This window comes from Mucilaginibacter pocheonensis, assembly GCF_031456535.1.
Taxonomy (GTDB): Bacteria; Bacteroidota; Bacteroidia; order Sphingobacteriales; family Sphingobacteriaceae; genus Mucilaginibacter; species Mucilaginibacter pocheonensis.
In genome coordinates this window covers 298,385-314,215 of sequence record NZ_JAVDUU010000002.1, presented here as the reverse complement: position 1 = coordinate 314,215, position 15,831 = coordinate 298,385, and the positions used below count along the sequence as shown (strand labels likewise).

The window sequence follows — 15,831 nt, the reverse complement described above, 5'->3', positions numbered from 1 at the left end:
CGAAGGGGAATAAACGAATATATTTTTTGACGAATGTGAAGCCCTGACTAAACTTAGTATCCTCCCTTTAGAGGACCGGGGAGTTAATAAAGTTCCTTACCATCTCCTCTGCTTCCTTGCAAGCCGTTTCAAGATCGTAATTTTTAAGAATAATATCAAATTGCGGGGCGTATTTTAGTTCTTTTTCGGCCTTGGCAAAGCGTTCTTTTAATTTTTCTTCGCTATCAGTACCCCGGCCTGTAAGGCGCTCAATCAAAACCTCTAATGACGGGGGCTGCACAAATATGGCCAGCGCCTGTCCGTCGTATTTACGTTTAAGGTGCATACCGCCTTCAACATCAATATCAAATATTACTGTTTTGCCTTTTTGCCATATCCGCTCAATTTCGGTACGCAGCGTGCCGTAAAATGTACCGCTATAAACCTCTTCAAATTCAACAAATTGTTTTTTGGCAATGCGGTGTAAAAACTCCTCTTTACTTATAAAATAATAGTCTTTTTCATGCACCTCATCACCGCGACATTCACGGGTTGTTGCCGAAATTGAGAACTCAAGCTCAGGCATTTTACTAAGCAAGTGATGTACTATGGTGGTTTTACCCGCTCCTGACGGAGCCGAAAATATGACGAGTTTACCTTCTTTGGTCATTGGTGTATTAGTTCATTTGCTCATTTGTTCGCTGGTACAATTTTTCATCGGTAAAAAACCGATGGGCTAATGAACCATTGAACGAATGAACTATAAAACGTTCAATAATTGTTCTTTAATTTTTTCGAGCTCTTCTTTCATGCCAACTACCAGCTTTTGAATATTGGCATCGTTGGCTTTTGAGCCCAGAGTGTTTATTTCACGTCCAATCTCCTGCGATATAAAGCCCAGCTTTTTACCATTGGCATCAGCATTTTTCAGGGTTTCAATAAAATATTCACAATGCGTTTTAAGCCTTATTTTCTCTTCGGTAATGTCAAGCTTATCAATATAATATATCAGTTCCTGTTCAAAACGGTTTTGATCAATAGCTTCGCGGTTAGCGGCCTCATTTAAAAAGGTGTTCAGCCTTTCGCGTATCAGGGGGATGCGTTTGGGGTCTTCCAGTTCAACCAGTTCCAGGTTTTTCAGAATGATGCCAATGCGATATTTGAGGTCATTTTCCAGTACATTTCCTTCATCAACCCTAAATTGCTGAAATGCCGCCAATGCCTGCTGAAATGTTTTTTCAACCTGTTTCCACTCATCTTCAGATACGGTTTCATCATCATATTTAACAACCTCGGGCAACCCAAGGGCAAGCTCTAACAGATTGGTGGCCGGTTCATTAAGTTCCTGGCTTACATCTTTAAGCTGCTGGTAGTACTGCTTTAGTAAGGCACGGTCAATACCGGCTGCCCGCACCGCAGCATTTACCTGCTCTGCATTAATGGACAGGTTCACTTTGCCACGCTCAATTTGTTTACTGCAATCGTTGCGAAGCTGAAACTCTTTTTCGGAAAATATTTTAGGCAGCCGAAGTGATAGTTCAAGAAATTTACTGTTCAGGGATTTGATCTCAACGGTATATTTTGTATTACCTGAATCAAAACTGGCAATTCCATACCCTGTCATGGATTTTATCATGTGCAAAGATAGGATTTTTAGTTTGAAAGTTGGAAAAGCCCGATAGGTCTGAAAATGAGCTCGGTTCGCGAGAAAAAGCTTTGTTGTTATTGCTGGCGTTTCCTGCTTCTTCAATTTTCTGATCTGCATATTTTAACACTTTTTCACACTTAGAGTAAAATACAGTTGGTATATTTACGTTCTATAAATATTAATGCGCTATCGCTTTTACCTGCTTCTAACCATCTGCTTTTGTTTTGTTTTAAAGGCATCAGCACAGGAATTTACCCTTAAAGGCGTGATCTCCAAAAAAAGCTCGCCCGATCGTATCGGTCAGGTGCTGATCAAAAATCTGAAAACAAATAACCTGATGATAAGTGATGATCTGGGGTGGTTCTCTATAAAAGCCTCTGCTGGTGATACTCTGCTTTTTACTAAGGATGAGTTTACACCTCAAAAAGTGGTTGTGCTTAACAACAGCGATATGCCTGTATATATGCAGCCCGTTATAAAACTTAATGAGGTGAAGGTTTTAGGGCAAACTAAAAAGCAGGAGCTTAATGATGTAATGAGCGACTATCGCAAACAGGGTACATTTTATAATGGAAAGCCGCCTGTGCTTTCTTTCTTAGCGAACCCACTTACAGGCATTTATGAGCTGTTTGGCAAAACTCCGGGGCGGGCACGGCGCTTTGCCAATTTTGCAAAAGGCGAGGCGGAGCAAGCCGAAATTAACAGGCGGTACAATGTTAGTTTTGTAAAGCAGTACACCAGACTGCCTACTGACAGCGCCGCTCGCAGGTTCATGAATTACTATACGCCATCATACGAAGACCTAAAACAGTGGACCGATTATGACTTGATCAAGCATATGCAAAAGTCATACGAGTTTTACAAAAACAGCAGCGAAAAGGATGTGCTGGAAGGGTTTAACTCGCCTACCTTTATAAAAAAGGATACTACACTGAGGCTGTCGCAACCGGGAGAAACCCTGAAGAAAGAAAAGCATTAATAGAGAGATGTCTTTGTGGGAAAAGAGCAGTGTTGATCTTTTTATTCTTGTTCATTTATATTTCAAATGCCCAACGCTTCACAGGCTTTTTCGGCGGCCAGTTTTTCCGCATTCTTTTTACTGAACTCTTTGCCTTCGCCCAGTACTTCGCCATCAATATTTGCCTGAATAGTAAATAATTTATTGCTTTCGCCCTCCTGATTAATTACCAGTTCAAAGATAATATCCCGGCCATGGCGCTGGCAGTACTCAATTAATTTACTTTTAAAGTTGGTTTCGGTTTGCTCAAGCTTATGAATATCTATATGCGATTTGATGATGTGGTTTATCAGGAAACTCTTGGTAAAATCATATCCCTTATCCAAATACACCGCGCCGATTAGGGCTTCAAAAGCATCGCCAAGCAATGAGCCCTGCCTGCTTGAGTTAAGCATGCGGCTATCATATTCTATCAATTTGTCAAAGCCAAGTTTGCGGCCAAGCTGGTTAAGGTTTACACGGCTCACAATTTTTGAGCGCAGTTCGGTTAAAAAACCTTCATCCTCATAAGGATATAGCTTAAAGAGTACTTCGGCCACTACACTGCCTAGCACGGCATCGCCCAAAAACTCCAATCGTTCATTGCTGTTCTTTACCCCTTTTTTTATATTCTGGGCAACTGATTTATGCCGGAATGCCAAGCGGTATAAAGACAAATTGCCCGGTACAAAACCGAGCAAGTTCTTTAAAATCTTAACGTATTTTCTATTGGGTGATATATATAGCTTGTAAAACTGACTTATAGGCATCAAACCACGATTAATCTTCGTACTTTTTGAATATCACTGAAGCATTATGGCCACCAAAACCAAATCCGTTGCTTTGCACTATCCTTATATCGCGTTTTTGCGCGGCATTGAAGGTAAAGTTTATTTTGGGGTCAAAAGCAGGATCGTCTGTAAAATGGTTAATAGTTGGCGGGATGATGCCATGTTTTAAAGCCAATATTGATGCAATAGCTTCAACCGCGCCGGCAGCACCCAATAAGTGGCCTGTCATGGATTTGGTTGAGCTGATATTTATACGATAAATATCATTGCCAAAAACATCATGTATAGCTTTTATTTCCTGCGGATCGCCAATTGGGGTTGATGTGCCGTGAACATTCACATAATCAATATCAGCAGGAGTAAGGTTAGCATCTTCAAGAGCTGCGCGCATAACCAATGCCGCTCCAAGCCCATCGGGGTGTGGTGCTGTCATGTGGTAAGCATCAGCGCTCATGCCACCGCCCATCATTTCGGCATAAATTTTAGCGCCGCGGGCTTTAGCGTGCTCCAGTTCTTCTAAAATAATGGTACCTGCACCTTCACCAGCCACAAAACCATCCCTGTCCAAGTCAAACGGACGCGATGCCGTTGCAGGATCATCGTTACGGGTTGATAATGCGTGCATAGCGTTAAAGCCGCCGATACCTGCTTCATTAATAATAGCCTCAGAACCACCGCTTATAAACATATTAGCTTTACCCAAACGGATATAGTTAAATGAATCAATAAGCGAGTTGTTTGATGAAGCACAGGCAGAAACAGTTGAGAAATTTGGCCCGCGCAAGCCATATTTAATAGAGATATGGCCGGGAGCAATATCAGCTATCATTTTAGGGATAAAGAAGGGGTTAAAACGGGGTGAACCATCGCCTTTGGCAAAGTTCACAACTTCGTCTAAAAAGGTTTTTAATCCGCCTATGCCTGATCCCCAGATAACTCCTATTCGACTGGTATCTAATTTTTCAAAGTCTAACCCTGCATCCTTTACTGCCTCTTCGGTTGAAAAAAGAGCGTATTGAACAAAAGGATCTAACTTGCGGGCGTCTTTACGGCCCAAAAAACCATCCGCATCAAAGTTCTTTACTTCACATGCGAATTTAGTTTTGAAATTGGTGGTATCAAAACTTTTAATTAAGGCAGCGCCACTTACCCCATTGATCAACCCGTTCCAGTATTCTGAAACTGTATTGCCAATTGGAGTAAGTGCTCCAAGCCCGGTTACTACAACTCTTTTAAACTCCATTTAATCCAGTTAGGGAGTCTTATTTAACGTTTTTTTCAAGGTAAGCAACAGCCTGACCTACAGTACCGATAGTTTCAGCCTGATCGTCAGGAATAGCCACGTTAAATTCTTTTTCAAACTCCATGATTAATTCCACGGTGTCTAACGAGTCGGCACCAAGATCATTGGTGAAACTCGCTTCTGGCGTAACTTCACTTTCGTCAACACCCAGTTTTTCTACGATAATAGCTTTTACTCTTGAAGCGATATCAGACATAGTCTTTATAGTTTAATGATTAATAAAAATTCAGTGCAAAGAAAAATAAATTCTGTCAATTATCAAATCTAAAACTTTTACAATATATTTCGTTAACAAAATTTTATTCAAACAGTTTCGATTTGTAATTTTGGCATTTGTAAAAGTAATGATTTTGAACAGGAAATTTTTAAAGTTTGAGATCGATTTTGATTTTGTGCTTATAGCAATAACCACATCATTAAAAGATTACCGCGTTTGTTATCTTATCAACAAGTCTTTAAATTTTAATTTTATCAGAACAGACGACCTCTCCGTTGATATCTATCAGGGGGCCGAGCCTGTTTTATTTTCACTGTTTCATTATCAGTGGGAAACAACCGAAACAGATTTCTACTTTATTGGTAATAAGGGCTCTGACGGATATTTGGTGCCCGAAATTAAAAGCGCGGATTACTTTTTAATGATCAGGAACTATATTGATGATGATGACCTTGATAACCTGATAACAACCATAAACCGGATACCTGAAATTGTTGCGGCAGTAAAGATTGATCCGAAAAAAATAAAATCACGCGAAAATCTGTTATTTTAGCGCCGAATTTAAAAATAGTGTTGGTTTTACACTAAATATAACGTAAGCCAGTTTAACCCGAACAATATGAAACTATACTATAATCGTACTAAAATTGTAGCCACCATGGGCCCGGCATCAGCTAAAAAAGATGTTTTATTAGCGATGATAAAAGCCGGTGTTAATGTTTGCCGCCTTAATTTTTCGCACGGAAGACCGGAAGATCATAAAGCTGTAATTGATACCATCCGCGAAATTAATGAGCAATATAAAACCAACGTTGGCATTTTGGCCGACTTGCAGGGCCCCAAAATCCGTATTGGTTTGGTAAAAGATGGAGGCATCCATTTAGTGAACGGTTCGCATATTAAGATCACTACCCAGGAGTGTATAGGTAATGACGAGCAGATATACATTACTTATGATACCTTCCCTCAGGATGTGCAGGCTAATGAGATTATTTTACTTGACGACGGAAAGCTGCAGCTGCGGGTTATTGAAACCAACAAACTTGATACGGTAATTTGTGAGGTTGTTCACGGTGGTATTTTAACCTCACGCAAAGGGGTTAACCTGCCAAATACCAAAGTGTCTATCCCAAGCTTAACCGAAGAGGACCTGATAAACCTTCAATTCGCGTTAAAATATGATGTAGAGTGGATAGGCTTATCATTTGTACGTACCGGTCAGGATATTACTGAATTGAAACATATTATTGCCCAAAGCGGTAAGGCTGCAAGGGTTATAGCCAAGGTTGAAAAGCCCGAAGCTATTGACAATATTGACGAAATTATTGCCGCTACCGATGGCGTAATGGTTGCCCGTGGCGATCTTGGCGTTGAAATGCCTTTAGAAGAAGTACCATTACTGCAAAAAATGATAGCAAGCAAATGCCGCGCGGCATCAAAGCCGGTAATTGTAGCTACCCAAATGCTGGAGTCAATGATCACCACGCCGCGCCCAACACGGGCCGAGGTTAATGACGTGGCTAACTCTGTACTTGACGGCGCCGATGCGGTGATGCTGAGCGGCGAAACCTCAGTTGGTGAATTCCCTGTTATTGTTATTGAAACCATGGCCAAAATTGTACGTAACGTTGAAGAGTTTGGCTATAGCTTTAATACCGTAAAAGAGGCGAATACAGATCCTTTATCGGTAGATTATCTCAGTAACGCGGTTTGCGAATCGGCGGTTCACCTGGCCCAGCATACCAACGCGGTAGGCATAGTATCCATGACCACCTCCGGGTATACCGCATTTCAGATATCAAGCCACAGGCCACAGGCAAGTACCTATATATTTACATCAAACAAGCAATTGTTAAACGCGCTGAGCCTGCTTTGGGGCGTACGCGCTTTTTATTATGATCAGCTGGAAAGTACCGATCAAACCATAAGCGATGTAAACGGTATACTGAAATCTGAAGATCTCATCAAAACAGGCGATGTAGTGATCAATACTGCTGCTGTGCCTATTATTAAACAAGGTAAAACCAATATGCTTAGAGTAAGTATTGTTGAATAACGCTTATTTAAATACTTTTAATGGAAAAAAGGTCCGCGGTGTAAACAGCGGGCCTTTTTTTGTAGAATAAACTTTATCTTACATAAAAAGGGTATATTCATAAGGTGATATTATTAATATGTCTATCCAAAACCAAGTAAATGATAACTACTTTTATTAAGCATGAGCTAAAAGCTTTCTGGCGTTCAAAAAATACGGGTAAAAGTGTTGCCATACGCATAGTAATGGCTATTTTGATCCTTTACCTGTTTATAAATGTACTTGTTGCAGGTATATTTTTAGACCTGGCCCTTGATAAGATATTCCCTGATGATGACCTGGTTAAATCATTCTGTGGTATTATCCTCATCTATTTTTTGTTTGATCTGCTCATGCGACTGCAACTGCAGGAACTGCCAACTCTACGTGTGCAACCTTATCTGCACCTTCCAATAAAAAGAAACACATTGGTACGGTACCTGGCTATAACTGCAGTTTTTTCGGTCTTTAACCTTTGGCCTTTTGTATTGTTCATGCCCTTTGTTTTTAAGGTGGTTGCTGCAGATTTAGGGGCGATAGTTGCGCTTGCCTTTGTGCTTGCCATTACCGGCTTAACTATTCTTAACAATTACCTGGCCCTTTATATTAAACGCAGGTCAAACCTCAACGGCTGGTTATTCCTGATTGTGGCCGCTGTTTTAATACTCATCACCACGGCCGATTTTAAATGGCACCTATATTCGCTGCATAATATTTCTTATCTGTTTTTTGGCCGCTTGCTCCATACACCCGCATTGGCAATAATACCTTTGGCGCTTGGGCTTGTTATGTATTACTTTAACTTTTTATACCTTAAGCAAAATCTTTATCTTGAAGAACTCACCGCGCACAAGGTAAAAAGCTATAAAAGCAGCACCGATATTCCGTTTCTTAATCGTTTTGGCCGGGTGGGCGACCTTGCCGCCAACGAAATAAAATTGATGCTGCGTAATAAACGCCCACGTTCGGCCCTTATCATGGGCTTGTTCTTTATGTTTTACGGGTTAATATTTTATACCAATGCCGCATATGGCGAAGGGTTTAAAATTTTTGTAGGCATGTTTATGACAGGGATATTCATCATCAGTTACGGACAGTTTATGTTTAGCTGGCAAGGGTCGCATTTTGATGGTTTGCTGGTGAGCAAAATAAGCTACTCCGATTTTGTGAAAGCCAAATACCTGATATTCACCGTTATTTCAACAATTGCATTTTTATTGACCACTCCCTATGTTTATTTTGGATGGAAGGTATTATTGATACATTTTATAATGTACCTGTGGAACATAGGCATAAATACTACCATTGTATTATTTTTTGCCAATCGTAATTTTAAACGTATCGACCTGTCAAAGGGCGCTTCGTTCAATTGGGAGGGAGTTGGTGCAACTCAATTGCTTATTTCATTCCCGCTGTTAATAACACCTTATATTTTTTACGGCCCTTTTGCTATTTTTAAACATGGTGATATTGGTCTTGCCATACTGGCCATAATAGCTGTAATATTTATATTAACCCGTAACTATTGGATAAAGCAACTGGAAGCTGATTTTTATAGCAAGCGATACCAGATAGCCCAAGGCTTCAGAAACAAATAATATGATTGAAATAAAGAACCTTAAGAAAATATATAATGGCATTACCGTTGTGGATGTGCCGCATTTAGAGATAGGTAAAGGCGAAAGCGTGGGCCTGGTTGGCAATAACGGCGCGGGTAAAACCACGCTGTTCCGGATGGTGCTTGATTTGATACGCCCCGAAAGCGGCGAAATACTGTCAAACGGCGAGGTAGTGGCCGGGCATGAGAAGTGGAAAAGCTATACCGCTTCATATCTGGATGAGGGTTTCCTGATCGAGTACTTAACACCCGAAGAATACTTGTATTTTATTGGCGGCCTGCACCAGCAAAGCCAGGCACAGGTTGATGAAACCCTGGCCCAATTAACTGATTTTTTTAACGGCGAGATATTAAGCCGGGGCAAATACATACGCGACCTTTCAAAAGGGAACCAATGTAAGGTTGGTGTGGCTTCATGCCTGTTGCAAAACCCGCAATTACTGATGCTTGACGAGCCGTTTGCCAATATTGATCCCAGTACACAGTTCAGGTTAAAGAACATGCTGAAGGACGCCAACAAGAATAAAGGTATCACTACGATAGTTTCCAGTCATGACCTTAACCACATAATCGATGTATGCGACCGTATCCTGCTGATGGAAAAGGGAGTGATCATTAAGGATATAGCTACCAGTTCGTCAACCCTGAGTGAATTGGAAGATTATTTTGGAGTAGGGCAAACGTTAAGCCCCCCGGCCCCTTAAAGGGAGAGTTTTTTTGACCTACAATGCCAATAACAAATGATTTATAAAATCAAAAAGCCGGTTTTTTAACCGGCTTTTTGCTACGATATGCAATTCAAATGCTCCCCTTTAGGGGGCCGGAGTACCTTCGGCCAGCAGATCATTTGTCAGCTTCTCAAACTCGCTGATAAATTCGGTATAGTGTTCGCCGGTGCCGGGACCGTTAAAGCCGGTGTGTATTTTACGCACATCGCCGCTTTTATCAATAATAATAGTTGTAGGGAAACCAACCACTTTGGCCAGCATAGGCAGGCTTTCGGCTGTCTCGGCCCTGTTGCTGGTGTAACCGGTTATCAAAAGAGGGTAGGGTACATCAAACCTGTCTTTTATTTGTTGTAAAGCTTTTTTCGATTTCTCAAAATCACGCGTACGTTCATAAGCCAAACCAATAACTTCGACGCCTTTAGGCTGAAACTTTTTGTAATAGTTTACCATATAAGCGGTTTCGTCCATACAATTGGGACACCATGAGCCTAATATCTGTACAATAACCACTTTGTTTTTATAGCGAGGATCCTGCAGCGATACCTCTTTGCCATTCATGTCTTTAAACGTAAAATCAATTTTTTTATAGCCCGGCTTAAGCGCCGTTAACGAATAAGCATCAGGCAGTTTGGCATTTTCATTTTTAATAGCCGACCAGGGTTGTACGGAGGTGGCTCCCGCATAAAACTTGCCATCGGTTATGGTTCCTGCATCCTTAACGGTAGCTGTAAAAGCATAAGCATGTCCGCCATCAAAGCATGACAGGTATAGTTTATCACCTGATACCGATCCTTCAAGGAAACGATAATCGCCGGTAGTGGTTAAAAAAGTACCGGTAAGCTTTGTGCCATTTTGCTTAAACTCGCCAATTGTGGTGTCGCGGTCTTCGCCTTCGCCCATAACCGCCAGCCAACGGCCCTCTATATTATATGTAGGTTTAACCGGTGTTTTTACAAACCGCCATGCCGTATTTGGCTCCGCCGCAAATTCAATTGTAGCATCACGTTCACCCAGGTGCCTTACCCACTGGCCTTTTAAACTGCCGGCATCCAGCTTCAATCTAAATTCGGAGTTAAATAAAGGCATGTGTATAAAAACCGAATCGCCTTTTGTGGTTACATCAGTTACTTTAAATCTTTCGGCGCCGTTAATTATGGCCAGTTGTTGTTTACCAGCAGTATCCTTTACGTCAAAGTTAAAAGGTATATCGGTACGGGAGGTTGTTTTTAGGGCGCCGCGCCACAAACCTGTTTTAAGTTTGGTTTGGGCAAACGATGCCTGTAAAAGCAAAGTAAGGAATAAGGTGGTTATACTGATTTTATATTTCATTTTAAAAAAATAGTCTACTAAGTTGATATACTTTGTCAAAAGTATAAAAACGTGCCAACTATTTCAACACTTCGCGAGAAATTACAATCCGCTGAATTTCAGAGGTGCCTTCATATATCTGTGTTATCTTGGCATCGCGCATTAAACGCTCCACATGATACTCTTTAACAAAACCGTATCCGCCGTGTATCTGCACTGCTTCAACCGTGGTACGCATGGCTACCTCAGAGGCAAAAAGTTTGGCCATTGAGCCCGCCTGCGTGTAGGGTTTCCCATGGTCTTTTAACCAGGCGGCTTTAAGGCATAACAGGCGTGCGGCTTCAATTTCGGTAGCCATATCGGCCAGTTTAAATTGAATAGCCTGCAGGTCGGCAATTGTTTTGCCAAAGGCTTTACGTTCCTTAGCATATTTTACAGACAGCTCATGGGCGCCCGAAGCTATCCCCAAAGCCTGTGCGGCTATGCCTATGCGGCCGCCTTCTAATGTGCTCATGGCAAACTTAAACCCAAAGCCTTCATCTCCTATCCGGTTCTCTTTAGGTACCTTAACATCAGTGAACATCAGGGAATGGGTGTCAGATCCGCGTATGCCCATTTTATTTTCTTTAGGGCCAACCGTAAAGCCCTCCATTCCTTTTTCAACAATAAGCGCGTTAATGCCGTGGTGCTTTTTTGAGGCATCCGTTTGGGCTATCACCATATAAGTAGATGCCGAATTGCCATTGGTTATCCAGTTTTTTGTGCCGTTTAGCAGGTAGTGGTCGCCCATATCAATAGCGGTGGTACGTTGTGAGGTAGCATCAGAGCCAGCCTCAGGTTCCGAAAGACAGAATGCACCTATTACTTCGCCTTTGGCCAGCGGCACCAGGTATTTCTGTTTCTGGGCCTCCGTGCCATACTTTTCAAGACCATAACAAACCAGCGAATTATTTACCGAAACGACTACCGATGCCGACGCATCAATTTTTGAAAGCTCCTCCATAACCAATACGTATGATATGGCATCCATACCGCTGCCGCCGTACTGCGGCGAAACCATCATACCTAAAAAACCCAGTTCGCCTAATTTCTTTATTTGTTCGGCCGGAAATTTTTGATGTTCGTCGCGTTCTATTACGCCGGGCTTTAATTCTGTTTGTGCAAAATCTCGCGCCGCCTGGCGTATCATTAGCTGTTCTTCTGTAAATTCGAAATGCATAATATTTAAAAAAAATAAATATAGTAATTACTATGCACGCATAGTAAAATTATTGCATAAAAAAAGAGAGCTTTTTTCAAAGCTCCCTTTCCCCTAATTAATTTAAACTATTGATTAAACCCAAAACAAAGAACAAAAAATCTCAACTTGGGCGTCTGAGAATTCAAAATAAGTTTTTCACAGGTAGGTGATTCTAATTTCTTTTTTTCACAGATATATGCAGGGCTACTTGAGCTAAACAATTTTGTTGCCACAATTTTTAAACGATGCTAAATAAATAGTCTGTAAAATATTTGTTCAGACATGTATTTATTACCGATATTTTTCGTGAACTTTAATTACATTTTAATATTTATTTTTCTGCCTATATTATAAATTAACTGTCCATTAGCCATTAAGCATTATGCTACTTACTGATTTTGAATACCTTAGCAACTCTGATGATGCTTTTAAGAAAAAAGTAGCACTCCAAATTAAAAACCTGAGGCGGCAAAACCAGGTAACCCAGGAGAAGTTTTTTACTGATACCAACATCAATATAGCCCGGTTAGAGTCGGGTAAGATAGATATCAGGTTAGATACTTTAAGGAAAGTTTGTTATTATTTTGATGTTTCTTTGGCTGGTTTTTTTCAAGGCATATATTAAACAGGTATTATTTTTATTAAATTGTTATTTTGAATTCTACTATTCCATACATGCGTTGTATTTTATAACATACACTTAAAAAATTTATGACCAAAAAAACTCCACGCCGGGTAATTATGACCGGTGCCCTCGGTTTGTTACTGATTGCCGCCTGCCAAAACAAAACAAAAATTTATGCCGATAATGACCCGCTTCTTAAAACCATGGATACCGCGGTAAAGCCTGGCGACGATTTTTTTAAATATGCTAATGGTACCTGGCTCAGGAAAAATCCGATACCGCCGGCTTATGCTGCCTGGGGAATTGGCAATGTCGTGGAGGAAGAGCTGCGTGACCGCATGAAGAAAATAAATGAGGATGCCCTTAATGCCAACGCTGCAAAAGGAAGTAATACTCAAAAGATAGGCGATTTTTATTACAGCGGTATGGATACCGTTGAAATTGAAAAGCAGGGTTTATCGCCCCTTAAAGATGAACTGGCCAAAATTGAAGCGATAAAAGACGTTAAAGGATTGATTGAGGAGTTTGCTCACCTTAAAAATATCGGGGTGGGAACACCAATTGGCGCCTACGCGGGTCAGGACAGCAAGAACAGTGAAAAGATATTGCTTCAGCTTGATCAGTCGGGCATTGGCCTGCCCAACCGCGATTATTATTTTAATACAGATGCGCACAGTGTTGCCATACGCACTGATTATCAGCAAACGCATTTGCCCGCATTGTTTAAACTTACAGGATTGCCACCCGATGCTGCAATTGCCGCAGCCAAAAAAGTATATGGCCTGGAGAAGTTTTTGGCCGATAGCAGCCGTAAGCTGGAAGACCTGCGCGACCCCTACCGCAATTATAATAAAATGCCATTGGCCGGTTTAAGCAAGTTAAGCCCGGATGTGGATTGGAAGCCAACATTTGAAAAAATGGATTATAAACATGTGGATACCGTTATTGTTGGTCAGCCCGAATATTACCGCGCCTTAAATAAAGCGCTGAAAACCTATAGTATTGATGATTGGAAAAACTATTTGCGCAAAAATCTGATAACCGCTTTTGGATCATATTTAAGCAAGCCTTTTGATCAGGAGCTTTTCCGTTTTTATGGTACGGTGCTTAATGGTAATAAAGAACAGCTGCCCCGCTGGAAACGGGTGCTGGATACCGAGAACGATTTAATGGGCGAAGTACTGGGACAAATATTTGTGAAAGAGTATTTCCCCGAAAAAACAAAGGAACGCTACGTAAAACTGGTTGAAACCATGCGCGCCACCTTTAAGGAGCATATTGAAAAGCTTGACTGGATGAGCCCGGCCACCAAAGAAAAAGCTTATTATAAATTAAGTAAAGTAATGCCAAAAGTGGGCTATCCTGATAAATGGAAGGATTTTTCGACCCTTGAGATCAACCGCGGGCCGTATGCTTTAAATGTAATGCGTGCAAATAACTGGTGGCATAAATACCGGGCAGCCAAATTGGGCAAGCCGGTTGACCGTACTGAATGGGGGATGACACCGCAAACGTATAATGCTTATTATAACCCGTCAAATAATGAGATTGTATTGCCCGCTGGGATCTTCACTATCCCGGGTTCTAAAGACGAGAACATTGACGACGCCGTAATATATGGCTACGCGGCGGCATCAACCATCGGCCACGAAATGACACACGGCTTTGACGATGAGGGCAGGCAGTTTGATGCCAAAGGAAATTTAAAAAAATGGTGGCTGCCACAGGATTCGGTTAGGTTTACCCAGCGGGCCCAAATGCTCATAAACCAGTTTAATGGCTACAGTATTTACGGCTTGCATGTAAATGGTAAAGCTACCCAGGGCGAAAATATTGCCGACCTGGGCGGTATTGTAATAGGGCTTGACGCGTTTAAGAAAACCGATCAATATAAAGAAGGGAAACCCATTAACGGGCTAACGCCATTGCAACGATATTTTTTGGGTTATGCCCTGGGCTGGCTTGGGCAGGAACGCAAGGAATCATTGTCAAGCCAGATACTAACTAATGAACACGCGCCCGGCTTTATGCGGGTTAACGGGCCGTTTACCGATGTGCCCGAGTTTTATGAGGCTTTTCATATTAAAAAAGGCGATAAGATGTGGATAGATCCGGACAAGCGGGTGAGGATATGGTAAGGTCCTGGGGAGAGATTTAAAGGGGCTTACCTTTTTAAAATATTTGATCAATGCAGGTTGTTCATTTTCTTCAGGAATGGTGGGGCCATCAAACCTGGCCGGAAGTTATAGGTGTTGTTACAGGTTTGCTCTGCGTGTACCTGGCTGCTGTAAACAACATTTGGAACTGGCCTTTTGCCATAATAAGCGTGGGCCTTTATATCTTCATTTTTTTTGAAGCCCGCCTTTATGCCGATATGGGTTTGCAGTTTTACTTTATGACCATGAATGTTTACGGCTGGTATCATTGGAGCCATAATCCTCCGGCCCAAAAAAAGGCACCCGTTATATTCATCAGCAAACGCGAGGTTATTATAGCTGTAATTGCGGTAATATTGTTCACCATTATATTGGGTTCGGTTTTAAAGTACACCACGGCCTCGTTCCCTTATCTGGATAGTTTTTGTACTGCCTGCAGTTTAGTAGCCCAATATCTGCTGGCCCGCAAAGTGTTACAAAACTGGCTGATATGGATATTTGTAGATATTATTTATGTAGGTATATATACTTTTAAGGAACTGCATCTCACCGCTATTATGTACGTTATTTATGCGGCAATGTCCCTTTTAGGCTACCTTGACTGGAAAAAAGAATATAAGAAACAGATCAGCACCCCATAATCAAAGCTCCTTCCGCATCACATAATCATTCATCCAATAAGGGCCAATGGCAATATCCTCTTCATAGGCTATGGCAAAGCCCATTTTTTCGTAAAAAGTTTTGGCGTTATTATAGCGGTTTACATTGAGTTCCAGTACCTTTTTACCCGCGTCTATTGTTTTTTGGGCCACCTCGTTGATGAGTATTTTGCCGTATCCCTTGCCTTGCGTTATGGGCAGGCAGTATAATTTATGCAGTTTATAAATGTCGGCATTTTCCTCACGCGGCGAATAGGATGCAAAGGCCACGGGCTTCCCGTCTTCAAACAATAGCAGATAGGTTTGCAGGTTATTTTCAATCTGGTTTCTGATCTTATCTGCCGGGTAAATTTCGGTCAGCATGTATGTTATTTGTTCTTCGTCCAGTATGGGTCCGTAGGTCACCCACCATGTCTGGTCGGCTATCTGCCTGATGGTTTCAACATCATTTACAGTAGCAATTTTGATGATAAACATGTTAAAATTTA

The 15,831-nt window shown here is 41.5% G+C and carries 16 protein-coding genes; 8 read left to right on the top strand and 8 right to left on the bottom strand.

Features of this window, described 5'->3' with window-relative positions:
- Positions 1 to 67: 67 nt before the first annotated feature.
- Positions 68 to 649 carry a guanylate kinase gene (gene gmk / locus J2W55_RS08190; RefSeq protein WP_310094167.1) on the bottom strand — a complete coding sequence of 194 codons (582 nt, stop codon included), beginning with the start codon at positions 647 to 649 and terminating at the stop codon, positions 68 to 70.
- Positions 650 to 739: 90 nt separating this feature from the next.
- Positions 740 to 1,615 (bottom strand): YicC/YloC family endoribonuclease, encoded by an 876-nt coding sequence (locus tag J2W55_RS08185; RefSeq protein ID WP_310094164.1) that lies wholly within the window; start codon positions 1,613 to 1,615, stop codon positions 740 to 742.
- Positions 1,616 to 1,808: 193 nt separating this feature from the next.
- Here J2W55_RS08185 and J2W55_RS08180 point away from each other — a divergent pair, with 193 nt between their 5' ends.
- Positions 1,809 to 2,606, top strand: a complete 798-nt coding sequence (locus J2W55_RS08180) for a hypothetical protein (protein ID WP_310094161.1) — start codon at positions 1,809 to 1,811, stop codon at positions 2,604 to 2,606.
- Positions 2,607 to 2,668: 62 nt separating this feature from the next.
- On the opposite strand, the gene rnc is transcribed toward J2W55_RS08180, so the two are convergent.
- The 3 genes from rnc to J2W55_RS08165 are packed head-to-tail and all read right to left on the bottom strand — an operon-like array spanning position 2,669 to position 4,914.
- Positions 2,669 to 3,394, bottom strand: coding sequence for a ribonuclease III (gene rnc / locus J2W55_RS08175; RefSeq protein ID WP_310094158.1), 726 nt, complete (start codon positions 3,392 to 3,394; stop codon positions 2,669 to 2,671).
- Positions 3,395 to 3,404: 10 nt separating this feature from the next.
- Positions 3,405 to 4,658 (bottom strand): beta-ketoacyl-ACP synthase II, encoded by a 1,254-nt coding sequence (fabF, locus tag J2W55_RS08170; RefSeq protein ID WP_310094155.1) that lies wholly within the window; start codon positions 4,656 to 4,658, stop codon positions 3,405 to 3,407.
- Positions 4,659 to 4,677: 19 nt separating this feature from the next.
- Entirely contained in the window at positions 4,678 to 4,914 is a 237-nt protein-coding gene (locus tag J2W55_RS08165) for an acyl carrier protein (RefSeq protein WP_031266521.1), read from the bottom strand.
- A 154-nt stretch (positions 4,915 to 5,068) separates the two neighbouring features.
- Between J2W55_RS08165 and J2W55_RS08160 the strand changes: the two genes are divergently transcribed.
- The 4 genes from J2W55_RS08160 (at position 5,069) to J2W55_RS08145 (ending at position 9,331) form a co-directional block, all read left to right on the top strand.
- The gene (locus J2W55_RS08160) at positions 5,069 to 5,488 is read left to right on the top strand and encodes an IPExxxVDY family protein (protein WP_310094093.1); all 420 of its coding nucleotides are present in this window, start codon (positions 5,069 to 5,071) and stop codon (positions 5,486 to 5,488) included.
- A 66-nt stretch (positions 5,489 to 5,554) separates the two neighbouring features.
- Positions 5,555 to 6,991, top strand: coding sequence for a pyruvate kinase (pyk, locus tag J2W55_RS08155; protein ID WP_310094088.1), 1,437 nt, complete (start codon positions 5,555 to 5,557; stop codon positions 6,989 to 6,991).
- Positions 6,992 to 7,131: 140 nt separating this feature from the next.
- Positions 7,132 to 8,607 (top strand): DUF5687 family protein, encoded by a 1,476-nt coding sequence (locus tag J2W55_RS08150; protein WP_310094085.1) that lies wholly within the window; start codon positions 7,132 to 7,134, stop codon positions 8,605 to 8,607.
- 1 nt (position 8,608) lies between these two features.
- The gene (locus tag J2W55_RS08145) at positions 8,609 to 9,331 is read left to right on the top strand and encodes an ABC transporter ATP-binding protein (RefSeq protein WP_310094082.1); all 723 of its coding nucleotides are present in this window, start codon (positions 8,609 to 8,611) and stop codon (positions 9,329 to 9,331) included.
- A gap of 108 nt (positions 9,332 to 9,439) precedes the next feature.
- On the opposite strand, the gene J2W55_RS08140 is transcribed toward J2W55_RS08145, so the two are convergent.
- Together J2W55_RS08140 and J2W55_RS08135 are read right to left on the bottom strand one after the other, a co-directional pair.
- Positions 9,440 to 10,684 carry a peroxiredoxin family protein gene (locus tag J2W55_RS08140; protein ID WP_310094079.1) on the bottom strand — a complete coding sequence of 415 codons (1,245 nt, stop codon included), beginning with the start codon at positions 10,682 to 10,684 and terminating at the stop codon, positions 9,440 to 9,442.
- A gap of 58 nt (positions 10,685 to 10,742) precedes the next feature.
- A complete protein-coding gene (locus J2W55_RS08135; protein ID WP_310094076.1) occupies positions 10,743 to 11,882 on the bottom strand; it encodes an acyl-CoA dehydrogenase in 1,140 nt (379 codons plus the stop codon).
- 403 nt (positions 11,883 to 12,285) lie between these two features.
- Here J2W55_RS08135 and J2W55_RS08130 point away from each other — a divergent pair, with 403 nt between their 5' ends.
- The 3 genes from J2W55_RS08130 to pnuC all read left to right on the top strand — a co-directional run bounded on the left by J2W55_RS08130 (position 12,286) and on the right by pnuC (position 15,325).
- Complete coding sequence (locus J2W55_RS08130; protein WP_310094075.1) at positions 12,286 to 12,528, top strand: helix-turn-helix domain-containing protein; 243 nt, start codon at positions 12,286 to 12,288, stop codon at positions 12,526 to 12,528.
- A gap of 86 nt (positions 12,529 to 12,614) precedes the next feature.
- Entirely contained in the window at positions 12,615 to 14,666 is a 2,052-nt protein-coding gene (locus J2W55_RS08125) for a M13 family metallopeptidase (protein WP_310094073.1), read from the top strand.
- A 50-nt stretch (positions 14,667 to 14,716) separates the two neighbouring features.
- Positions 14,717 to 15,325, top strand: a complete 609-nt coding sequence (gene pnuC / locus J2W55_RS08120) for a nicotinamide riboside transporter PnuC (RefSeq protein ID WP_310094070.1) — start codon at positions 14,717 to 14,719, stop codon at positions 15,323 to 15,325.
- Here the strand turns inward: pnuC and J2W55_RS08115 are convergent, their stop codons facing one another.
- A complete protein-coding gene (locus J2W55_RS08115) occupies positions 15,326 to 15,820 on the bottom strand; it encodes a GNAT family N-acetyltransferase (protein ID WP_310094067.1) in 495 nt (164 codons plus the stop codon).
- Positions 15,821 to 15,831: the final 11 nt, after the last annotated feature.